The sequence below is a fragment of the Caulobacter rhizosphaerae genome, from assembly GCF_010977555.1.
In the GTDB taxonomy this organism is placed as follows: Bacteria; Pseudomonadota; Alphaproteobacteria; order Caulobacterales; family Caulobacteraceae; genus Caulobacter; species Caulobacter rhizosphaerae.
The window spans coordinates 486,404-508,586 of the sequence record NZ_CP048815.1 but is presented as its reverse complement, the minus strand read 5'-3'; the positions used below and the strand labels follow the sequence as shown (position 1 = coordinate 508,586).

Below are 22,183 nucleotides of genomic sequence, written 5' to 3'. Positions count from 1 at the left end.
ACAGACTGTCTGCCTCGCCGGCTCCCTCACGCCCGGAAGCTGGTTGAACGGGAGAGCGCCTCCCACGCCGACATCTCCGTTCGCATCGCGTGCAGCTTCTGCTCGACCAGCCCGAGGGCATCCTCGCCCAGGAACAGGCGCACGGGTGGATTTTCCGCCTCGACGAGCGCGAGCAGCGCCAGGGCGGCCTTGGCGGGGTCGCCTGGCTGCTTGCCGCTCTTCGCCTGGCGAGCGCCGCGGATAGGGTCCATGACCCCATCGTAATCGTCGATGCTGCGGGGCGTTCGGTCCATTGAGCGGCCGGCCCAGTCAGTGCGGAATTGGCCGGGCGCGAGCGCGGTGACGCGAACGCCGAACCCCGCTACCTCCTTGCCGAGCGCCTCTGAGATGCCTTCGAGCGCGAACTTGCTGCCGCAGTAGAAGCTGATCCCGGGCATGGTGATGAAGCCGCCCATCGAGGTCACGTTGACGATGTGGCCGCGGCGACGAGCGCGCATGCCAGGCAACACCGCCTTGATCATCGCCACGGGGCCGAAGACGTTGGCCGCGAACTGGCGCTGAAGGTCGTCTGTCGACGACTCTTCGAGCACGCCCTCGTGACCGTAGCCGGCATTATTGACCAGGACGTCCACAGGGCCAGCTGCCGCCTCGGCTCGGGCGACGGCTTCCGGGATGGCGAGGTAATCGGTCACGTCGAGCAGCAGCGGGTGCGCGCGTCCGGGCGCGACAACGGCGAAACGTTCCACATCCTCGACCCGGCGTACGGTCCCGATCACGCGGTGGCCGGCCGCGAGCGCCCCGGCGGCGAACGCACGACCGAGCCCGGAACTCACGCCTGTGATGAGAAAGGTTTTCAGCGATTCGCGGGTCATGATAGCTCCTAGGAAGGCCTGCACATTATATCATGATATAATCCCTCGATGCCCTCCGCCAAGATCGATCCGCCATCTCCTGGCCCGACCACCCGTGAGCGCGTGCTCCAGGCCGCCGAACGTCTGCTCGGCAGGGGGCGGCCCGAGTTCTCCATGCGCGAGTTGGCCGTGGAGGCGGGCGTCAGCTTCGCGACCCCGTTCAATCTCTTCGGCGCCAAGGGCGCAATCCTGCATGCCCTATCTGCGCAGCGGATCGAGACGATGCATGCGCGGTTCGCCAGCAACACGCCGCCTGGCGATGCCGCGGCGCGAGTTCTCGCGACGGTCGGCATCGCTGCAGCGGTGATGCTGGACAGCCCGGCGGTCAACCGAGCGGTGATGGCCGCGCTGGGCGCCCCGAGCGGCGAATCTGGCGGCGTGTGGGCCCTTTCGCGAGCGCTGTGGGCCGAGGCGCTGGGTCACGGCGAAGGGCTGGCGCCGAGGATGACGGTCCTCGCGCGGATGACTCTGCCCGATCAGCTCGCGCTCACCTTCCGCGGCGCACTATCCTTCTGGACAGCGGGCGAGATCGTCGATCAGGACCTGGGCGCGCGGGCCAAGGCGGCGGCTGCAGCGCTGTTGCTCGGCTTCGTCGATGAACAAGCCCGCGACCAACTCGAAGCCATGCTCAGCGAGCTCGCTAACGGCTAACATTGGACGTAGAGCGGTCGTCGTTCACCGGCGAAAGCAAGGACCGGAAACCATAGCTGACATTGAACGCTTCCACCGCCAGACCGCGGCGACGTCAAAGCGCGGTCGCTACGAGCCGCCCCTGCTCGCGCCCCCAGCTAGACCTTGCCTGGCCGATACATTCAGGCCCTAATTCGGTTACAGATCGAGCCCAGTGTGGCGGGGTCGGAGGTTTCGTCCATGTTCGCGTCCCGCATCGCCCTCGCCGCCCTGATCGCCCTGCCTCTGATGGGGCCGCTGGCCCTGCCCGCCGCCGCGTTCGCCCGCTCGGCCGACGACGAGGTGGTGACCACCGCCGCCGCCCGCGCCACCCGGCCGCCGACCGAGGCCGAACTGGAGAAGGCCAAGGCCGACGCCCAGGCCCGTGACGCGGCCGAACGCGCCAAGCCGGCCGCCGTCGACCCGCTGTCGGCCTGGATGGCCGACGCGCCGCCGGTCCAGGGCGATCCGCTTCATTATGCGCCGCGCGCCGAGCTCGACGTGAACGGCTATCCGCTAGACAAGGACGGCAAGCGCCAGGTCCATGGCGAGATGGGCGTCAGCGTCGGCACCGGCGGCTATCGCAGCGGCTATGTCTCCAGCCTGATCCCGATCGGCGAGACCGGCACCCTGGGCGTCGCCATCAGCCAGACCGACTTCGGCAAGCACGGCGGCTATGGCTACGGCGGTTACGAAGGCTATGGCGGCTACGGCGGCTATGGCGACGGGTACGGCTGGGGACGGCGCGGCGGAACGTCCCAGTCCCTGGCCCTGTCGCTGGACATGCGCGGCGGCGGCGGACGCTCCAAGTCCGACACCCCGGAAGGCTGCGCCCCCGGCTTCCGCGACGGCGACCGCTATGTCGAGCCGGTCTGGGTGACCCAGATGCGCGGCGACAAGAGCTGCCCGGCGGCGACCGCCCGCCCCTAGGCCGAGACCGAGACCGATCGTCGCGAAGACATAGTCTTGTTCGCCGATACTTAAGAGCTTGCGGTCAAGGTGCGCGCCTCAGGGCGTCATCGGACCGATCTATGCAGCCGGAAATCACCGCTTTCCATCACCCCGCCACCGGGCGGGTGACCTATCTGATCGCCGATCCGGCCACCTTGCTCTGCGCGTTCGTCGACCCGGTCCTGGACTATGACCCGCTGACCCAGGCCGTCGACACCCGCTTCGTCGACGCCATCATCGCCGACGTCCGCGCCAGGGACCTGGGCCCGACCTGGATCCTGGAGACCGGCCTGCACACCGACCACCTGTCGGCGGCGGGCCACCTGAAATATGAGACCGGCGCCTCGATCTGCATCGGCGCCCCGGTGCTGGACAGCCTCAAGCGCCTGGTCCCGGTGCTGGGAAGCGACGGCGTCGACCTGGACGGCTGGGACTTCGACAAGCTGGCCCAGGACGGCGAGGCCCTGCCGATGGGCGGCGTCGAGATCACCGCCATCGCCCTGCCCGGCCGTCTGCCCGGGGCCACGGCCTACCAGGTCGGCGACGTGGTGTTCGCCGGCTCGGCCCTGCTGCCGCCGGACCAGGGGCTGGACGACAGCGCCGCCCCCGGCGCCGACGCCGCCGGCCAGCACGCCGCCGCCCGCCGCCTGCTGGGCCTGCCGCCCGAGACTCGCCTGCTGGTCGGCCAGACCGGCGCGGCCGCCGACGCCTGGGACACCACCGTCGCGGACCAGAAGGCCCGCAACATCGACGCCGGCGACGCCGTCCCCGCCGAGGCGTTCGTCGCCCGCCGCGCCGCCGTCCTGGCCACGCCCGGCCCGCTGGCCGCCCCGGCCCTGCAGGTCGGAATCCGCGCCTTCCGCCTGCCGCCGCAGGACGAGGACGGCAAGCGCTTCCCCCCCGTCGACATCAGTTCCCTTTAAAAACCCACTTGCTTCGCAACGGCTCTGGCGGCTAGATGCTTCGCGCGCGAACAATTTGTCGCGTGAACAGCTTGATCGCTAGAACGGGAGCCGCGCCGTGGCCGAGGACAAGAGCGCCGAACTGACCGCGGCCCAGGCCGACAACCTGCCGGGCCTGCTGGGCCTGGAATGGACGCAGGCGGTCCCCGGCCGCGTGACCGGCCGCATGACCGTGGCCAAGCATCACATGGCGCCCAACGGCTTCCTGCACGCCGCCAGCGTCATCGCCCTGGCCGACAGCGCCTGCGGCTACGGCTGCGTGGTGTCCCTGCCCGACGGCGCCAGCGGCTTCACCACCATCGAGCTGAAGTCCAATTTCCTGGGCACGGTGCGCGAGGGCGGCGGCGTGGCCTGCGAAGCGACCCTGGTCCATGGCGGCCGCAACACCCAGGTCTGGGACGCGACCGTCACCGCCGAGGCGACCGGCAAGACCATCGCGCTTTTCCGCTGCACCCAGATGGTTCTCTACCCCAAGGCCTAGGTCCGCCCGGGCCCCAGGCGGGAAACCGCGCCCCGCGACACAAAAGCTTGTCACAGGCTCTTGCGCTCTTCGGGCGACGCCGCTAGGTATCCCGCCCTCACTCAAGGCCAGCCCCCGGGCAGGCCCCGAAGACCCCCTGGAGAGGTGGCAGAGTGGTCGAATGTACCGCACTCGAAATGCGGCGTGCCTGGAAGGGCACCGTGGGTTCGAATCCCACCCTCTCCGCCACTAACCCCTAAAACCAGACCTCCGCCTCGCCAGGCGCGCGGGCGGCCGTCGTGGCCTCAGCGGATCGTGACGCGCTTGACGACGATCGTGTCCCCGCTGTCGACGGCGGGAACCTTGGCCTCCAGCACCTCGACCTCGGCGCCGGCGTCGCGGAATTCGTCCAGGCGGGCGGCCGTCTGCGAGCCGAAGGCGGTGGCCGGCAAGCTGATGCTGAAACTGCCGGCGCCCCGGATCGCCTGCATGACCAGATCGTCGGTCAGGTAGTAGCGCGCCCAGTAGCGGTCGGGATCGGTGGCCATCACGTGGGCCGCCTCGGCTTGCCGGGCCTGCTCCTGGTCACGGCGCGCCTGCACCAGCTTGGCGTCCTCGCGCGCCATCGCCAGCTCGGTCTTGAACGACATCGAGACCTCCCTCCAGGTCGAAGACAACCTGAACTATTTTCTGAGTAGCAGCACCGCCTTAGCGCCCATGATCGACGGCGCAAGACGTCGGCGGTCGCCAGCCGCGCGTCGGCCGGCTAGCCTCGGTTCGAGTCGCTTGAGCGGAGTCCTGTCGTGAGCGCCGATCCACCGTCCGTCGAGCCGCCCGCCGAGCCGGCCACCGGCCGCCCCTGGTGGAAGGACGCCGTCGTCTACCAGGTCTATCCGCGCTCCTTCCTGGACACGAACGGCGATGGCGTGGGCGACCTGCCGGGGATCACGGCGCGGCTGGACTATCTGCAGGCCCTGGGCGTCGACGTGGTGTGGCTGAGCCCGCACTTCGACAGCCCCAACGCCGACAACGGCTACGACATCCGCGACTACCGCGAGGTGATGGCCCAGTTCGGGACCATGGCCGATTTCGACGCCATGCTGGACGGGATGAAGGCGCGCGGCATCCGGCTGATCATCGACCTGGTGGTCAACCACACCAGCGACGAGCACGCCTGGTTCGTCGAGGGCCGCAAGGGCCCAGGCAGCCCCTATCGTGACTACTACATCTGGCGCGACGGCAAGGATGGGGGACCGCCCAACAACTATCCCGCCTTCTTCGGCGGCCCGGCCTGGACCCTCGACGAGGCGACCGGGCAATACTACCTGCACTATTTCGCCGCCAAGCAGCCCGACCTGAACTGGGAGAACCCCAAGGTCCGGGAAGAGGTCCACGACCTGATGCGGTTCTGGCTGGACAAGGGCGTGGCGGGCTTCCGGATGGACGTGATCCCGTTCATCTCCAAGCCGCCCGGCCTGCCGGACCTGACCCCGGAAGAGCTGCGCGCGCCGCAGTTCGTCTACGCCGCCGGCCCGAGGCTGCACGACTACCTGCGCGACATGCGCCGCCAGGTGCTGGACCACTACGACACCATGACGGTCGGCGAGGCCTTCGGCCTGCGCCCGGAGGACGCCCGCGACCTGGTCGACAGCCGCCGCCGCGAGCTGGACCTGGTGTTCAATTTCGACATCGTGCGGATGGACATCGACGGCTGGCGCAAGACCACCTGGACCCTGCCCCGGCTAAAGGCGCTTTATACCGAGCTGGACCAGGCGGCCGGGCCGTTCGGCTGGAACACGGTGTTCCTGTCCAACCACGACAACCCGCGCGCGGTCTCGCACTTCGGCGACGACGATCCGGCCTGGGTCGAGCGCTCGGCCAAGCTCCTCAACACCCTGATCCTCACCCAGCGCGGCACGCCGTTCCTCTACCAGGGTGAGGAGCTGGGCATGACCAACTATCCGTTCCAGACCCTGGACGACTTCGACGACCTGGAGGTGGCCGGCCGTTGGCGCGACGTGCGCCACCGGGTGTCGGAGGCCGAGTACCTGGCCAACGCCCGGGCCATGGGCCGCGACAACAGCCGCACGCCGATGCAATGGACGGACGGCCCGAACGGCGGCTTCACGACGGGCCAGCCCTGGCTGTCGGTCAACCCCAACGCCGCGACGATCAACGCGGCGGACCAGGCCGGGCGACCGGACTCGGTGCTGGCCCACACCCGCGCCCTGATCGCCTTCCGGCGCGGGTCCGCCGACCTGCGCGAGGGCGACTACCGCGACATCGACCCCGACCATCCGCAGGTCTTCGCCTATCGCCGGGGTCAACGGATCCTGGTGCTGCTGAACTTCGGCCGCGAGACGGTGCGCTATGCGCTGCCGGAGGGTCTGACGGTCGAGGGGGCGGCGTTCGGCGCGGCCGAGGTCGCGGACGGGATCGTCACTCTGAGGGGGTGGGACTTCGCGATCCTGATCGTCAGCGACGCTTAGGCGACCGAAGCGACCGTCCGAGCCAGAAGATTCCCAAGCCCACGATGATCGGCACGCCGCCGAAGCTCAGCACGAACAGCAGCGAGAAGCCCATGTCGCTCCCGCCGCTCCCCACGGCGTAGATGACGCCGACCAGCGAGCACAGGCCGCACAGGGTCATCATCAGCCCGCCCACCGCCATCAGCAGCGCCCCGAACAGCCTGGCGACGGGATCGCGCCCGTCCTGGTCCGAACTCATGTCGTCCTCCCCTGACCGCGCGCGAGCGCCTCGGCGCCCGCGGCGCCGGGGCGGTAGAAGGTGTTGTAGGTGTCGAACGGGATGATCCGACCGTCCGGCTCGACAAAGTGCACGCACGAGCGCTTCACCGTGCCCAGGTCGAAATTGTAGCGGTCCAGGAACTGCGAGATCACCACGCGGAAGGTGTGTTCGTAGGCCAGGCTCTGGGGCACGGCGGCCTCGGGCAGGCAGCACAGCAGGGCGGCCAGCTTGTCGGAGGTGTCCGCCTGGGCCGTGGACAGCGACAGCAGGTCGAAGACCTTCCGTTGCAGCTCTGGATAGGCCTCGAACGTCACCGTGCTGGGGGCGGCGGCGACGAACAGCTCGCGCGGCAGCAGCGCGGTCACCGGCGCCACCTCCTGGCCGTTGCGCAGGCCGTAGCCGATGCAGATCTGGTCGGGATTGCATGGCAGGGGGATCAGGTCCTCCAGGGCGAAGACCCCCGCCTCGGCGATCCGGCGGCGGACCTCGGTCAGGACGATGCGATGGTCGCGGGCGTCGAAGCCGTCGTTGCGGCCGGCGTCCTGGATCGGCTGGAAGGTCACGCCGCGTACGCAACGCCAGGTCAGGGCGTGGCGGACGATGTCGGCGATCTCGTCGTCGTTGACGCCCTTCTTCAGGGTCACCACCAGGGTGGTCGGGATGTTGTTGCGCTCCAGCGCCTCCAGCGCCTGGGCGCGGACCTTGACCAGATCGGCGCCGCGCAGTTGCATCAGGGCGTCGCGGCGCAGGCTGTCGAACTGCAGATAGACCTCGAACCGGGGCATGTAGGTCGCCAGGCGCTCGGCGAAGCCGGGCTCGCGGGCGATGCGCAGGCCATTGGTGTTGATCATCAGGTGGCGGATCGGCCGGGCCCGGGCGGCTGTCAGGATCTCGAAGAACTGCGGGTGCAGGGTGGGCTCGCCGCCGGACAGTTGCACCAGGTCGGGCTCGCCCTCGGAGGCGACGATGACGTCCAGCATCGCCTCCACCTCGGCCAGGGGGCGATGGGCGTCCAGGCCGGTGGACGAGCCGGCGAAACAGACCGGGCAGGTCAGGTTGCAGGCCTCGTTGATCTCCAGGATCGCCAGGCAGGAATGCTGCTCGTGGTCCGGGCACAGACCGCAGTCGTAAGGGCAGCCATGGTCGGTGCGGGTCTGGACGGCTAGGGGCCGGTCGCCCGGCTTGAGCCAGTCTTTCTGGGCCTTCCAGTAGCCCAGGTCGTCGGCGATCAGGGTCTTCTGGACGCCATGTTCGCGACAGCGCTTCTGGTAGTAGACCCGCTCGCCCTCGGCGATGATCTTGGCCGGGACCAGAGCCAGGCAGGTCTCACACAGGCTGGTGGTCTGGCCCAGGAACAGGTAGGGGGCGGTCTTGCGCGCGACGCTCTCGCCGTCGATCGGCGCGGTAATAGACCCATCCATAGATCACCAGCCCCAGGCAAAGCAGATGGAAGAGGTTAAACGGCCCGATCAACCGGGGATAGGGCTTTAGGAACTCCCAGCAGAACCGCTGCAGGCCATACCAGCCGCACATGACGTAGAAGCCGCGCCGCATCGCCCAGTCGCGCCGGCGCGCCAGGCCCATGAGGTAGACGGCCAGGAACAGGGCCATGCTGGCCGACTCATAGAGCTGCACCGGATGGCGGCCTACCCCGTCGCCCAGGTCCACCGCCCAGGGCAGCCGGGTCGGCGCGCCATAGGTGTCGTCCGGCAGGCCCGCGAAGAAGCAGCCCAGCCGCCCGACCGCCACGCCGAGGCTGAAGGAGCCGACGAAGATCCCGCCGGTCGAACCCCTGACGCCCCGCAGCGCCTTGTAGACCTCGACACCGACGATGGCGCCGACCAGGGCGCCGGCCACGCTGTGCGACAGGGCGGGCGCGTGCTCGCGCAGGGAGTTGAACGAGCCGGCCAGCCAGGCGCCGGGAATGGCGCCCAGGGCCAGGAACAGGAAGTAGCCGCCGTCGACCCGGGCCGCGACCGGCCGGACCTGGTCCTTCAGCCGCCAGCGGTAGACGGCGGCCGTCGAGGCGGTCCCCAGGGTCCAGGCCAGCAGGTCGAAGGGCAGGTGCGCCCAGGGGGCGGTCGGGACGGGGATCATGGCCGCAAGCAGCCCTCATCGCGCGCCGCTTCGCAAGCCGCCAGAAGCGAAAAAGGGCGCCCGCCGGCTGGCGGACGCCCTTCATGCGTTCCGGAAAGCCTACGCCTTGATGAAGGCCAGCAGGTCCGGATTGATGATCTCCGGGTGGGTGGTGCACATGCCGTGCGGCAGGCCCGGATAGGTCTTCAGCGTGCCGTGCTTGACCAGCTTGATCCCCAGCAGGGCGCTGTCGGCGATCGGCACGATCTGGTCGTCCTCGCCGTGCATCAGCAGCACCGGCGCATCGACCGACTTGAGGTCGTCGGTGAAGTCGGTTTCCGAGAAGGCCTTGATGCAGTCGTAGTGGGCCTTGGCGCCGCCCATCATGCCCTGGCGCCACCAGTTCTCGACCGTGGCCGGCGAGACCTTCGCGCCCGGGCGGTTGTAGCCGTAGAACGGGCCGGCGGCGATGTCGTGGAAGAACTGGGCGCGGTTGGCGTTCTGGGCTGTGCGGAAGCCGTCGAACACCTCGATCGGCAGACCGCCGGGGTTCTGGTCGGACTTGACCATGATCGGCGGCACGGCGCCGATCAGCACCACCTTGGCCACCCGGCCGGGCTTGGCGCGGGCCGCGTAGTGGATGGCCTCGCCGCCGCCGGTGGAGTGGCCGACATGGACGGCGTTCTTCAGGTCCAGGTGGTCGGCCAGGGCGATGACGTCGGCGGCGTAGGTGTCCATCTCGTTGCCGGTGTCGGTCTGGCTGGACCGGCCATGGCCGCGGCGGTCATGGGCGATGACCCGGAAGCCCTCGGCCAGGAAGAACATCATCTGGTTGTCCCAGTCGTCGGCGCTGAGCGGCCAGCCGTGGTGGAACACGATCGGCTGGGCGGTCTTGGGACCCCAGTCCTTGTAGAAGATCTGCGTACCGTCCTTGGTGGTGATGAAGCCGCTGCTCATTTTGGTGTCTCCTGGGGATTTGGGCGAAGCCTTGGGCGTCGCCGCGGACGATGGGGCCGGCGCGAGGGACGGAAGGGCGGCCACGAGGGCCAGGCCCAGGCCGCTGGCGACGACGCCGCGCCGCGAGGCGCCGTCCTGGTCGCTGGAAGATGTGGTCATGCCCCGCCTCTCTGCCGGTCCGGCGGAGGGACCGCCGGATTCGGGCCGGAGGCTAGGCCGTTCGCCGGCCCGGCGCTTGGACATGCCTGCCGTGACTTGAAGGTTCTGCGCACCTGACAGCGTTGGCGCCCAGCGGCTCGTCGGGCCGCCTCAACCTTCCGGGCGGAAGAAGGTGTTGGCCGTCAGCCGCCCGGCGCGCGGATCGGCGCTGGCCGGGCGGTCGGCCAGCACGCCGGCGTGCAGCAGGTTGCTGGCATAGACCACGATCCGGTTGAAGGCCGGCGCGACCGCGGCCGTCTGTTCGTAGAGCGGGTCGGAGGCCGTGATGTAGCCGTCCTGGCCGCCGGCGCCGTCGGCCATCTCGCGACGCGCCGCCGCCAGATAGGCCGGGCCGCGCGCCGGATCGATCGCCTCGAAGCCCGTGGCGCGATGGCGGTAGAAGGCCGTGCCGCCGTGCGGCGAGCCGCAGAGGTAGTGCAGGATCGCCAGTTGGGCCGGCGCCGTGGTGTCGATGTGGGGCAGGCGCTGGGCCGGTGTCGCCTGGTCGGCCGGCAGGGTGGCCATCGACAGGGCGCAGGTGACGTGGGCGCGGCCGTCGGGCGGCGCGCCGAACGTCGTCGCCAGATGCGGCCGCAGGGCGGTGACCAGCGCCTGGACATAGCCCTGTGGCGCCGGGGCCCGGACGCCGGGATAGAAGTTGGCGGCGGCCCTGACCGGCGCCAGCCTGGCCGTCTCGGCCGCGAACGCGACCAGGCCTTCGGCGCCCGTCAGCAGGCCGTCGACGACCAGCACCGGATGGCCCTCGCGGCCGACCCGCAGCACCTCGAAGCGGGGATCGGGACCCGGCGCGAAGGCGGCCCCCCTCACCGCCGGGGCGCCTCGCCGGCCTCGGCTGTGGCCAGGCCGGGCGCCGCCGTCGAGAAGCCGTGGGCATGGATCTCGGTCAGCAGGGCGCGATGGTCGGGTAGGCTGGCGGCGGCGCGCAGGCCCGCCTCCCGCACCCGCGCGAAATCGGCCCGGGCCAGGTCGCCATGGACGTGGGCGGCCGGGTCTACCCGGGTCTCGAAGCCCATGCCGTACAGAATGTACTGATAATTGAAGTACTTGAAGCTCTCGTGCAGGTTCGGGAAGTCGAACACGTTGGGCGGTCGATACTTCCACATCGCCAAGTGGTCCCGCAGCGTCTCGGGGATCGAGGCCGGATCGGCGTTGTCGGTCCAGAAGCGGTTGTCGGTCCGCTGGCTCAGGCAATAGTGCAGCTTGATGAAGTCGATGGCCCGCAGGTAGCGGTCGGTCATGGCCGCGTTGAACTGGCGGGCGGCGGCCTCCATCCCGCCCCGGCGCGGCAGGTTGCGGGCCAGCATGTAGGCGGCGGCCTCGATCAACACGATGCCGGTCGATTCCAACGGCTCCAGGAAGCCGCCGGACAGGCCGACGGCGACGCAGTTCCTGATCCAGTGCGCCTGGCGATGGCCGACCTTCAGCTTCAGCAGGCGGGACGTCAGGCCGTCGCCAGCCTGGCCGACATAGCCGCGCAGAATCTGCTCAGCGCGATCGTCGGTGGTGTGGCGGCTGGAATAGACATAGCCCGTGCCGCGCCGGTCGGGCAGGCCGATGTCCCAGGTCCAGCCGGCCTCGTGGGCGGTGGAGATCGTGGTCGTCGCTACCGGCGCATCGGGACGGTCGTAGGGGACCTGCAGGGCCAGGGCCCGGTCGACGAACAGGGTGTCGCTCTTGTCGATCCAGGCCGAGCCCATGGCCTCGCCGATCAGGGCGCCGGAAAAGCCGGTGCAGTCGACATAGAGGTCGGCGACCAGGTCGCCGTGCTCGCGCGTCGTCACCGAGGCGATCGCGCCGTCGTCCGCCTTGTTGACCGCCAGCACATTGCCCAGCAGGTGCCGGACCCCGGTGGCCTTGCCGACGTCGCGCAGCAGAGTCGCCAGCTTGCCCGCGTCGAAATGGTAGGCGTAGGCCATCGGCCCGCCATACTGCGGATCGTCCCGCCGCTTGGGGCCGCGCATCGCCTCGCAGACCTTGTCCTGCAGGGTGACGGCGTCGGAGAACGGGATGTCCCCCGCCTCGCCCATCAGCCAGTAGGGCGCCAGGTCCAGGCCGCCGTTCAGCAGCCGGGGCTGGGCGAACGGGTGGTAGTAATGGCTGTGGACCCCGTCCCTGGGCGCGGTCTTCCAGTCGACGAACTTGATGCCCTGCTTGAAGGCGGCTCCCGCCTCGCGCAGGAACCGCGCCTCGTCGACGCCGAGCGTCCGCATGGTGTTCTGGATGGTCGGGAACGTGCCCTCGCCCACCCCGATGATGCCGATCTCGCTGGACTCGATCAGGGTGATGCGCACCCCGTCCGGCCGGGTCGAGCCCAGGCGCCGGGCCAGGTAGGCGGCGGTCATCCAGCCGGCCGTGCCGCCGCCGACGATCAGGATGTCGTTGATCGGCCTTTCCGTCACCCTGGCTCCCTCACCTCTTCCCGTTCCTGGCGCGACCCTTGTCAGGCCGGCAGCAGGCAGCGCACGGCCTCACCGATGCGCTCGGCGTCCGGACCCAGCACCACGTGCACGGACCGCTCGCCCACCCGGACCACGCCGCGCGAGTTCAGGGCCGCCAGGGCCGCCTCGTCGACGGCGGCGTTGTCGCGCACCACCAGCCGCAGCCGGCTGGAACAGGCCCCGACCGCCTCGACATTGGCCAGGCCGCCCAGGGCGCCGACCAGGGCCTCGGCCTTGGCGTCGTCGGCGGCGGTCGGCAGGGCGGCGGGCGCCACGACCTTGGCGACGGCCGGCTTGGCCGGGACCGGCGCGGCGCCGGCTCCCCCGGCCATGGCCGCGCGGATCTCGCCGGCCACGCCGTCGGCGATCGGACCCAGCACCACCTGCAGGGCCTTGTCCGACGGCTTGACGATCCCCCGCGCACCAAGGGCCTTGAGGGCCGGTTCGTTGACCGCGCCCTGGTCGGCGACGATCAGGCGCAGGCGGGTGGTGCAGGCGTCGACCGACACCAGGTTGGCCGCGCCGCCCAGGGCCAGGACGAAGTCCGCCCCGCGTCCGCCGCCCGTGGTCGCCGCCTCGGCGGTCACCACGTCATCGGCCTCGCGGCCCGGGGTCTTCAGGTCGAACTTGACGATGAAGAAGCGGAACAGGCCGTAATAGATCCCGGCGTACAGCGCCCCCAGCGGCAGCAGCCACAGCGGATGGGTCGCCTTGCCGAAGTTCAGCACATAGTCGAACAGGCCGGCCGAGAAGGTGAAGCCCAGCTTGATGTCCAGGGCGTTCATCGCCGCCATGGCCACGCCGGTCAGCACCGCATGCACCGCGTAGAGGAGCGGGGCCAGGAACATGAACGAGAACTCGATCGGCTCGGTTACGCCGGTCAGGAACGAGGTCAGGGCCAGCGAGGTCAGCATGCCGCCGACCGCCTTCTTCTTCTCCGGCCGGGCCGTGTGGTACATGGCCAGGCAGGCGGCGGGCAGGCCGAACATCATCACTGGGAAGAACCCGCTCATGAAGCCGCCGGCGCTGGGGTCGTCGGCGAAGAACCGGCGAAGGTCCCCGGTCGCGCCGTGATAGTCGCCGATCACGAACCAGGCGATGTTGTTGAGGATGTGGTGCAGGCCGGTGACGATCAGGATCCGGTTCAGGAAGCCGTAGACCAGCAGGCCCGTCTCGCCCGAGCCGACGATGGCCCGGCTGGCCCCGTCGACCGCGCCATTGATGCCGTCGTAGCCCAGGCCGATCAGCAGCGCGAACAGCAGGCCGGCCAGGCCGCTGATGATCGGCACGAAGCGCCGACCGCTGAAGAAGGCCAGGTACTCGGGCAGCTTGAAGGTCGAGAAGCGGTTGTAGAAGATCCCACCGATCAGGCCCGAGATGATGCCGATCGGTACGCTGAGCTTGGCCAGGGCCTTGGCCTTGTAGGCGGCCGAGGCCAGGTCCGCGTGGGCCGTGATCAGACCCGCCGTGACGTCCGGCGGCACGTGCAGCAGGGCCTTGGCGCCCTCGGTGGCGATCAGGAAGCAGACCACGCCCGCCAGGCCGGCCGCGCCGTTGTTCTCCTTGGCGAAGCCCACGGCCACGCCGATGGCGAACAGCAGGCCCAGGTTGGAGAAGATCGCGTCGCCGGCCGCGGCCACGAAGGCGATGTTCAGCAGGTCCGGCTGACCCAGCCGCAGCAGCAACCCCGCCACCGGCAGGACGGCGATGGGCAGCATCAGGGCGCGGCCCAGGGGCTGCAGGAATTCGAGCGGGGACTTCATCGATTTAGGCTCCAACCTTCGCGTGGAAGGTCTTGCAAAGATCTCGGACCGCCTCGGGCGAGGTCTGGTCCAGCGCCTGACGGGCCAGGGCCTGGCAGGCGGGGACGTCCAGGGCGCGGACCAGGGCCTTGACCTCCGGCACGGTCGCGGCCGTGGCCGACAGTTCGGTGACGCCCAGGCCCAGCAGCACCGGCACCGCGACCAGGTCCGAGGCCAGGCCGCCGCAGACCCCAACCCAGCGGTGATGCCGGGCGGCGCCGGCGCAGGTCTGGGCGATCATCCGCAGCACCGCCGGGTGCAGGGCGTCGATGCGGGCGGCCAGTTCCGGATTGCCCCGGTCCATGGCCAGCACGTACTGGGTCAGGTCGTTGGTGCCGATCGACAGGAAGTCGGCCTCGGCGGCCAGCAGGTCGGCGGTGACGGCGGCGGCGGGGGTCTCGATCATCACCCCCAGCTCGACCCGTTCGGTGATCTCCAGCTCGCGCTTGGCCTCTTCCAGCACGGCGCGGACGGCGCGCAGCTCGTCCAGGCTGGCGATCATCGGGACCATGATCCTGCACTGGCCCAGCGGCTTGACCCGCAGGATGGCCCGCAGCTGGGTCTTCAGCAGATGTGGCCGCCACAGGCTGACGCGAACGCCGCGCAGGCCCAGGGCCGGGTTCTCCTCGGCCGGGATCGGCAGGTAGGGCGCGGCTTTGTCGCCGCCGACGTCCAGGGTGCGGATGATCAGCGGCCGGCCGTCCAGGGCCGAGGCGATGGCCTGGTACTGGCGGGCCTGCTCGTCCTCGTCGGGCGGAGTCTCGCGCTCCAGGAACAGGAACTCGGTGCGCAGCAGGCCCGAGCCCTCGGCGCCGTTGGCGGCGGCGGCCAGGGCGTCGTTCAGCGAGCCGACATTGCCGAACACCTCGATCCGCGTCCCGTCGGCCGTGCGGCTTTCCTGGTGGGCGGCGGCCTTGGCGGCGGCCTTGCGCTCGTGGCGGGCGGCGATGGCGGTCTGGGCGTCGGCCAGCTGGCTGGCGTCCGGCCCAACGCGAAGCGTGCCGTTCTCGGCGTCGAGGATCAGGCTGGCGCCTTCGGTGACGTCCAGGACGCCCGGACCCGCGGCGACGATGGCCGGGATGCCCATGGCGGCGGCCAGGATAGCCACGTGCGAGGTCGGCCCGCCCTTGGCGGTGCAGAAGCCCGCCACCTGGCCGGCCTCGACGCCCATCAGCTGCGAGGGCAGCAGTTCGTCGGCCAGCAGGATCGCGCCGGCCGGCAGGGTCCGGGCCTCGTCCTCCTCGCCGCTGAGGGCGCGCAGCACCTGGCGCTCCAGGTCGATCAGGTCGTCGACGCGCTCGGCCAGCCGCCGGTCGCCCAGGCCGCGCAGGGCCTCGACATAGCCGCCGACGGCGCGCCGCCAGCCGAAGCCGGCGCTCTTGCCCTCGGCGATCAGCCGGTGGGCCGAGGCGGTCAGTTCGGGGTCCTCCAGGAAGGCCAGGTGCGCGCCGAGGATAGCCTTGCGCGCGGTGTCGCCTTTCGCCGCCGCCTGTTCGATCCGGGCGCGGACCTGGGCCAGGGCGGCCTCCAGGGCGGCGCGCTCGACCTCGGCCCCGGCGCCCGCCTCGACCACGGCGATGTCGCTGGAGACGAAGCGCACGGCCTGGCCGATGGCCAGGCCCGGGGCGGCCATCACGCCGCGCAGCAGGCCCGGTTCGCTGGGCGCCGCGGGGCGGACGGCCTCGACCACGGCGGCCGACGCGGCGGTGGACGGCGGGGCCGCGCTTTCGCCCATCCCGCTCTCGATCAGCTCGACGATGGCGGCGACGGCGAAGTCGGCGTCCGGCCCGCTGGCCGCCACGCTGATGCGGTCGCCGTGGCGGATGGCCAGGGCCATCACCCCCACCGGGCTCTTGGCGCTGGCCCGGCGGTTGACGGCGACCAGGGCGACGTCCGAGGCGAACTTGCGGGCGCTCTCGGCGATGCGGGCGGCGGGACGGGCGTGGATGCCGTGCTGCAGCGGCACCACCACCTCGCGCGACACCTCGCCCTCGGCGACCGCCAGGGTCGCGCCGGCCCCGCCGATCGCGGCCAGCTCCATCAGGAAGTCGCCGACCGCGGCGGCGTGGTCCTGCTCGCGGCGGACGATCCGGAAGGCGTCGGGATTGGTGACCACCACCGGGGTGATCAGGCTCTTGGCGCGCTGCGACAGCAGGTCCAGGTCGAAGCTGATCAGCTTGTCCCCGGCCTTGACCGCGTCGCCGTCCTTGACGTGGACCTCGAAGCCCTCGCCGCCCAGGCCGACGGTCTCCAGGCCGACATGCATCAGGATCTCGGCGCCGTTGTCGGCCCGCAGGGTGACGGCGTGGCGCGTGGCGTGCACGGCGATCACCTGCCCGTCGCAGGGGGCGTGCAGGGTCGAGCCCAGGGGATCGATGGCCAGGCCGTCGCCCAGCATGCGCTCGGCGAACACCGCGTCGGGCGTCTCGTCCAGCGGGGCGATCCAGCCCTTCAGCGGCGAGGACAGTACGAGATTGGGCACCGATACGCTTCCTGGTTCTTTGAGGATCTAGAGAGGGGTCTTGGTTGGGGTCAGCGTGACCTGGTCGAGCACCAGCGTCGGCTCGACCGTGCGCGCTGTAAAGGTCAGGCAGAGATCGTGCACGCCTTCGCGCCGGGGCAGCACGCCGGCTGCCGTTCCCAGGCCGGGGCCTCGGGCGGCGGCGCCCAGCGGGATGGCGGCGATCCGCTCGCCCGCGCAGCCGTCGATCCGCACCTCCAGCTCGCCGGCCGGGGTGGCCGGCGGGCGCAGCGGGATCTTCTGACGGTCGGCGCCGATCTGGAAGTTGAAGGGGACCTGGCCGATGCGGGCGCTGAGCGTCAGGCCCGTCGACAGGTCCGCGCCCTTCCACACCCAGCAGGGGTTCATCAGGTCGACCGCGAACACCGCGCGCGGGCCGTCGCCGGAGCCGGTTTTCGCCGCGTCGTCCTCGAGTGACAGATTGATGCCGGCGCCGCACAGCTCCAGCTGGTGGCTGTCGCGGGTCCGGGCGGCCATCAGGGTGACCGGGTAGTCGCGAACCCGGCCCAGGGCGTCGTCGCCCAGGAACGTCCGGGCTCGGACGGTCTTGCCCGGCGCCAAGGCCAGGGGCGCTTCGTAGAGGCCGGACGCCTTGGTCGGGACCTGGCCGTCCAATGTGTAGCGGATCTCGCCCAGGCCCAGGCCCGAGGCGAGGGCCACCGAAACCTGGCCGGCGTTGGCCGGGCTCAGGGTCGCCTGCGGCTCGTAGGGGACCGTGTCATGGGCCACGCCCAGCACGTCCAGCCGCGCGCTCTCGGCCGGCAGGCGGGCCACAAAGCTGGCCCAGTCGCGCCGGGCGTCCGGGGTCCAGCCGTTCTCGGCCACGGCGATCAGGCGGGGGAAGGTCATCCGCTCCAGCCGCTCGTCGGTGCGCATGTGCTCGGTGAAGGCGGTGGCCTGCAGGCCCAGAATATGGGCGCGCTGGGCCGGGGTCAGGGCGGCCGGGGCGGCGTCGAAGTCGTAGACGTCCCTGAGGCTGACGATCTTGATCCGGCCCGGCGGCTCGTCGGCCGAGGCGCTCTGACGGCGGTCCATGTAGAGGGTGCTGTCGGGGGCCAGCACGGCGTCATGGCCCTGGGAGGCGGCGGCGACCGCCCCGTCGATGCCGCGCCAGGACATCACCGTGGCGTTGGGGGCCAGGCCGCCTTCGAGGATCTCGTCCCAGCCGATCATCCGCCGGCCCCGGGCGTTGATGTGCTTTTCGGCCCGCTGGATGAACCAGCTTTGCAGGCCGTGCTCGTCCTTGACGCCCAGGGCCTGGATCTGGGCCTGGACCTCGGGACTGGCCTTCCACTGGTCCTTGACCGCCTCGTCGCCGCCGACATGGATGTATTCGGACGGGAACAGGTCCATCACCTCGTCGAGCACGTCGTTCAAGAAGCCGAACGTCTCTTCGCTGGGCCGGTAGAGGTAGGGGAACACGCCCCAGTCGCCCATGGCCGCGCGCGGCGGGGCCTTGGTCATGCCGAACCGGGGATAGGCGACCAGCGGCGCCAGGGCGTGGCCGGGCATCTCGATCTCGGGCACGACGGTGATCCCGCGCGCCGCGGCGTAGGCGACCAGGTCGCGCACCTGGTCCTGGGTGTAGAAACCCTGGTAGCGGACCGGCTTGCCGGTCCTGGGGTCCTCGCCCGCCGCCCCGGCCGGGACGCGCCAGGCGCCTTCCGAGGTCAGCTTCGGGTACTTCTTGATCTCCAGCCGCCAGCCCTGGTCGTCGACCAGGTGCCAGTGCAGGACGTTCAGCTTGTGAGCGGCCATCGTGTCGAGGATCGCCTTGATCGTCCCGACGCTCTGGAAGTGGCGGGCGCTGTCCAGCATGAAGCCGCGCCAGGCGAAGCGCGGGGCGTCGTCGATGCTGACGGCCGGCAGCTGGGCCGGCCCCTTGGCGGCGTCCTGGACGGCCAGCTGCCAGACGCTGACCGCGCCGTAGAACAGGCCGGCGCGCTTGGCGGCGGTGATCGTCACGCCCGCGGGGGCGACCTGGAGGGCGTAGGCTTCCGGCTTGTCGCCGCCGGCCTGGCCGCGGGCCAGCACGATGACGGCCTCGCCGGCGGGCGGCGCGCCCTCGACGACGGCGAGCTTCAGCCCCCGGGCCTTGGACAACATGTCTGAAAGCTGGCCGGCCACGACGCGGGCCTCGACGTCGCCCGGGGCGACGAAGATCCGGGTCCGGGCGGTCAGGGCGAAGGTCCCCTGGCCCAGCGTCGCCTGGGCGGGCGCCGGCGTCAGGGTTAGGGCTGGTTCAGCGGCGCAGGCCGCCGAAGCGAAAGCCAGGGCGGCGGCCGAAACCGACAGGGCGCCGACCAGTCTCTGGGCGGCGCGGGCGAAGGGTGGAGCGAAGATCATCAAGGGACGCTCACCGGCCAACCGGAAGCAAAAAGCGGGCGGAGCGTTTGACCGCTCCGCCCCAGCTCCATGCTTGCAGTCAGGAGGGCTTGGGTCGCGATCGGCGGCGGGCAGGTCATGAAACGATCCTGGCCGCAGCCCACGCGACGAACTCGGAAAAAAGGACGGGGCCCGCGGCCCGGATGCCGATGACCCCGTCCATACGGGCTAGAACTTGAACCGGACGCCGCCAAAGACCATGCGACCGTTCTTGTAGATACGGGCCGGACGGTTCTTGTCGTTGTCGTAGTTGTCGGTCTGCTTCTCGTCGGTGAGGTTCACCGCGTCGAGGCTGAGCGAAATCTGGTCGGTCAGGTTGACGCTGGCCGACGCGTCGAGCGAGGCGATCGAGTCCGACCACAGCTGCCGGTAGCCGCGCTCGGCGTCGTAGTCGACGAAGAACTTGGACCGGTAGTTGTAGGACAGGCGGGCGCTGAAGCGCTCGTTCTCGTAGTAGCCGCTGACGTTGAAGATGTTCTTCGAGTTCGACGGCACCGGCACGCCCGACGACGAACTGGCGTCGGAATAGGTGTAGTTGGCCAGGACGCCGAAGCCGTTCCAGACGGGCATCTGGAAGTTGACCTCGAAGCCCTTGGTCTCGCCGCCCGCCACGTTGACCGGACGGCCGACATTGTAGTCGCAGCTGTAGAGGCCGGCCGATTGCAGGACGCAGTTGTTGGCCGGGTTGACGACCCGCGGGTCGTTGGCGGCGGCCTGCAGCGGCAGCTTCTCGACCGTCGCGCCCTGGACGATGTAGGTCGAGATGTCCTTGTAGAAGAAGTCGACCGACAGGATCGACTGCGGCGCGAAATACCATTCCACCGTCGCGTCGTACTGGTTGGCGCGATAGGGATCCAGGTCCGGGTTGCCGCCCGAGGCCGTCAGCAGGGACTCGGTCAGCGAGGTGAAGCCGGCCATCTGGGCGTAGTCCGGGCGGGCCAGGACCCGGCCGGCGGCCAGGCGGATCACCACGTCGTCACGCACGTCGAACGAGAAGTTCGCCGACGGCAAGATGTCGGTATATTCCTTCTCGCCCGACGTCGGGGCCATCAGGCCGAACGGGTTGTTGATGGCGCCCGGCGTGCCGGCCGACACGCCCACCCGCCAGGCGTTGGTCTCGATCTTGGTGTTGACGACGCGGACGCCGACATTGCCGCGCCAGCCCTCGCCCTTCAGGTTGCCCATCACGTAGCCGCCGAAGGTCTTCTCGTTGAAGTCGAAGCTCTCCAGCGGGCCGAAGTGGTCGCAGTTGTTGAGGTTGATGCAGCCGCCGACATTGGGGTTGTTCGGGTCATAGACCGTGGCCGGGCCGAGCTTGGCGTAGATGGCCTCGATCTTGTTCTTGTCGGCGGTGAGGTAGCTGCTGAGCACGCCCGGTCCGCGAATGCCCTTGAGGTAGTCGCCGTCGGTCAGGCCGTTGGCGACGTCGTCCAGACCACAGGCGTTGTTGCTGCAGCCCGTACCGTTGTTCAGCAGCGCGCGGCGTTGGCCGTAGGTCTGCACCACGTCGCGGTCGTGGTCGGTGTATTTCAGGCCGAACTTGACCGAGCTGAACACGCCGCCGTCGAGGAACTTCTCGCCGTCGACGAAGGTGTAGAACTCGTCGTCGTCGTTGACGGTGGTGTTGGCCGAGGCCCAGCCCAGCGTCATCTCGTCATCCGCCGTGGTCGGGTTGATGTCGGTGAAGCTGACCTTCGGCAGGCCGTTCGACAGGTCGTAGGTCAGGCCGGTCGGGGCGTTGGTCTCCCAGAACGGCTGCAGGTCGGTGGCGCCCTTGGCCTTGGTGTAGCCGACGCGGCCGCTGAACTCCCAGCCGTCGGCCGGACGCCACTTGCCGGCCAGGTCGATCGAGCCGACGCTGGTGTGGGCGATGCGGTCGATGGCGTCGAACACCACGCCGTTGCCGCCGATGGCGTTGAAGTTGCCGGCGGTGGCGGTGCCGTTCTCGACGCGGGTGATGTTGAACTGCGAGCCGGGCGAGGTGCTCAGGGCCCCGACCTTCTGGCTGATCCAGGCCATGTAGTTCTGGTTGAAGTTGTCGGCGTCCATCTTGGAATAGAGGCCGGTCAGGTTCAGCTCGAACTTGTCGGTCGGCGCGTACTGGATGGCGAAGTTGGCGCCCTTGCGCTCGCGCGTCTGGGTGAATAGCGACGAGCCGATCAGGCTGGGAGCGTACACCGTCTGGCCCGGCGTGATGCCGCTGATGTTGCCCGCGCCCGAGGCGGTGGTCACGGCCTGGTAGCCCAGGACCTCGATGCCGTCGCGACGGATGCGACGCTTGTCGTAGATGCCGCCGACCAGGACGCCCAGGGTCTTGTCGGCGTTATGCCAGCTGAGCATGGCCGAGGCGGTCGGATCGGTGTTGCCCGACTTCTCGTCGTGGAAGGCCTGGATCGATCCGGACACCGACAGCGGCGCCAGGTCCAGCGGGTTGCGGGTGTGCACATTGACCGTGCCGCCCACGCCGCCTTCGTCGATGTCGGCCATCGGGCTCTTGAAGACCTCGACCTTGCCGACGATTTCCGACGGCAGCATCAGGTAGTTGAAGCTGCGGCTGGCCTTGAACTGGTCGAGAATGAACCAGTCGGCCGTGGCCACGGCGTGGCCGTTCAGCAGGGTGCGGTTCAGGGTCGGCGCGGTGCCGCGGATCGAGATCCGCTCGCCTTCGCCGAATTCGCGCTGGATGGTGACCCCCGGAACCCGCTGCAGCGATTCGGCGACGTTCTTGTCGGGGAACTTGCCGATGTCCTCGGCGGTGATCACGTCGATCACGGCGTTGGCGTTACGCTTGGCCTCGACCGACGCCTGCAGCGAGGCCCGGATGCCGGTGACGACCACTTCGTCGACTTGAGTAGAGTCCTGCGCGAAGGCCGGTGCGGCCAGAGCGACCGCCAGCATGCTGGCGGACGCGGTTAGAATGGTTTTGTGAAACTTTCTCATTATCAAATTCTCCCCGTTGCCAGGCCACTTGAGCTTGGAGCGAGCCCCAAGCCCAATCTGATACCAATTATCTGCGGACATCCGTAGATTGCGGTACTTCTTGGGCCTCGGAGGCTGACTGTGACGGAAAATGGTCGGATGACA

17 protein-coding genes and 1 tRNA gene are annotated in these 22,183 nt (G+C 69.9%); 6 read left to right on the top strand and 12 right to left on the bottom strand.

What is annotated here, in order from left to right; translation table 11 throughout:
• Positions 1-26: 26 nt before the first annotated feature.
• The gene (locus G3M57_RS02270; protein WP_056754209.1) at positions 27-872 is read right to left on the bottom strand and encodes an oxidoreductase; all 846 of its coding nucleotides are present in this window, start codon (positions 870-872) and stop codon (positions 27-29) included.
• Between the two features lie 48 nt (positions 873-920).
• On the opposite strand from G3M57_RS02270, the gene G3M57_RS02265 reads away from it, so the two are divergent.
• From G3M57_RS02265 to G3M57_RS02245, 5 genes are all read left to right on the top strand, one after another.
• A complete protein-coding gene (locus G3M57_RS02265; protein WP_163228549.1) occupies positions 921-1,562 on the top strand; it encodes a TetR/AcrR family transcriptional regulator in 642 nt (213 codons plus the stop codon).
• A 219-nt stretch (positions 1,563-1,781) separates the two neighbouring features.
• A complete protein-coding gene (locus G3M57_RS02260; RefSeq protein WP_163228548.1) occupies positions 1,782-2,510 on the top strand; it encodes a hypothetical protein in 729 nt (242 codons plus the stop codon).
• A 101-nt stretch (positions 2,511-2,611) separates the two neighbouring features.
• Positions 2,612-3,454, top strand: coding sequence for an MBL fold metallo-hydrolase (locus G3M57_RS02255; RefSeq protein WP_163228547.1), 843 nt, complete (start codon positions 2,612-2,614; stop codon positions 3,452-3,454).
• Between the two features lie 97 nt (positions 3,455-3,551).
• The gene (locus G3M57_RS02250; protein ID WP_056754224.1) at positions 3,552-3,974 is read left to right on the top strand and encodes a PaaI family thioesterase; all 423 of its coding nucleotides are present in this window, start codon (positions 3,552-3,554) and stop codon (positions 3,972-3,974) included.
• A gap of 138 nt (positions 3,975-4,112) precedes the next feature.
• Positions 4,113-4,202 (top strand) — tRNA-Ser (locus G3M57_RS02245).
• A 56-nt stretch (positions 4,203-4,258) separates the two neighbouring features.
• Here G3M57_RS02245 and G3M57_RS02240 read toward each other — a convergent pair.
• Positions 4,259-4,603, bottom strand: coding sequence for a hypothetical protein (locus G3M57_RS02240; protein WP_056754227.1), 345 nt, complete (start codon positions 4,601-4,603; stop codon positions 4,259-4,261).
• Between the two features lie 153 nt (positions 4,604-4,756).
• Between G3M57_RS02240 and G3M57_RS02235 the strand changes: the two genes are divergently transcribed.
• Entirely contained in the window at positions 4,757-6,442 is a 1,686-nt protein-coding gene (locus G3M57_RS02235; protein WP_163228546.1) for a glycoside hydrolase family 13 protein, read from the top strand.
• Here G3M57_RS02235 and G3M57_RS02230 read toward each other — a convergent pair.
• The 10 genes from G3M57_RS02230 to G3M57_RS02185 all read right to left on the bottom strand — a co-directional run bounded on the left by G3M57_RS02230 (position 6,429) and on the right by G3M57_RS02185 (position 22,039).
• Complete coding sequence (locus tag G3M57_RS02230; protein ID WP_056754233.1) at positions 6,429-6,680, bottom strand: hypothetical protein; 252 nt, start codon at positions 6,678-6,680, stop codon at positions 6,429-6,431. The two genes, G3M57_RS02235 and G3M57_RS02230, sit on opposite strands and share 14 nt — an antisense overlap.
• A complete protein-coding gene (locus tag G3M57_RS02225) occupies positions 6,677-8,122 on the bottom strand; it encodes a radical SAM protein (RefSeq protein WP_056754237.1) in 1,446 nt (481 codons plus the stop codon). Before G3M57_RS02225 ends, G3M57_RS02230 begins: the two co-directional genes overlap by 4 nt.
• Positions 8,028-8,798, bottom strand: a complete 771-nt coding sequence (locus G3M57_RS02220) for a prolipoprotein diacylglyceryl transferase (protein WP_163228545.1) — start codon at positions 8,796-8,798, stop codon at positions 8,028-8,030. Before G3M57_RS02220 ends, G3M57_RS02225 begins: the two co-directional genes overlap by 95 nt.
• Positions 8,799-8,897: 99 nt before the next feature.
• The gene (locus G3M57_RS02215) at positions 8,898-9,734 is read right to left on the bottom strand and encodes an alpha/beta fold hydrolase (RefSeq protein WP_208789678.1); all 837 of its coding nucleotides are present in this window, start codon (positions 9,732-9,734) and stop codon (positions 8,898-8,900) included.
• Between the two features lie 309 nt (positions 9,735-10,043).
• A complete protein-coding gene (locus tag G3M57_RS02210; RefSeq protein ID WP_163228543.1) occupies positions 10,044-10,760 on the bottom strand; it encodes a DUF6445 family protein in 717 nt (238 codons plus the stop codon).
• The gene (locus tag G3M57_RS02205; protein ID WP_163228542.1) at positions 10,757-12,352 is read right to left on the bottom strand and encodes a tryptophan halogenase family protein; all 1,596 of its coding nucleotides are present in this window, start codon (positions 12,350-12,352) and stop codon (positions 10,757-10,759) included. Before G3M57_RS02205 ends, G3M57_RS02210 begins: the two co-directional genes overlap by 4 nt.
• A gap of 41 nt (positions 12,353-12,393) precedes the next feature.
• Positions 12,394-14,154, bottom strand: a complete 1,761-nt coding sequence (gene nagE / locus G3M57_RS02200; protein WP_056754250.1) for an N-acetylglucosamine-specific PTS transporter subunit IIBC — start codon at positions 14,152-14,154, stop codon at positions 12,394-12,396.
• A gap of 4 nt (positions 14,155-14,158) precedes the next feature.
• Positions 14,159-16,675, bottom strand: a complete 2,517-nt coding sequence (gene ptsP, locus G3M57_RS02195; RefSeq protein WP_163228541.1) for a phosphoenolpyruvate--protein phosphotransferase — start codon at positions 16,673-16,675, stop codon at positions 14,159-14,161.
• Between the two features lie 27 nt (positions 16,676-16,702).
• Positions 16,703-19,060, bottom strand: coding sequence for a family 20 glycosylhydrolase (locus tag G3M57_RS02190; protein ID WP_163228540.1), 2,358 nt, complete (start codon positions 19,058-19,060; stop codon positions 16,703-16,705).
• Between the two features lie 207 nt (positions 19,061-19,267).
• Entirely contained in the window at positions 19,268-22,039 is a 2,772-nt protein-coding gene (locus G3M57_RS02185) for a TonB-dependent receptor (protein ID WP_056754258.1), read from the bottom strand.
• Between the last annotated feature and the right edge of the window lie 144 nt (positions 22,040-22,183).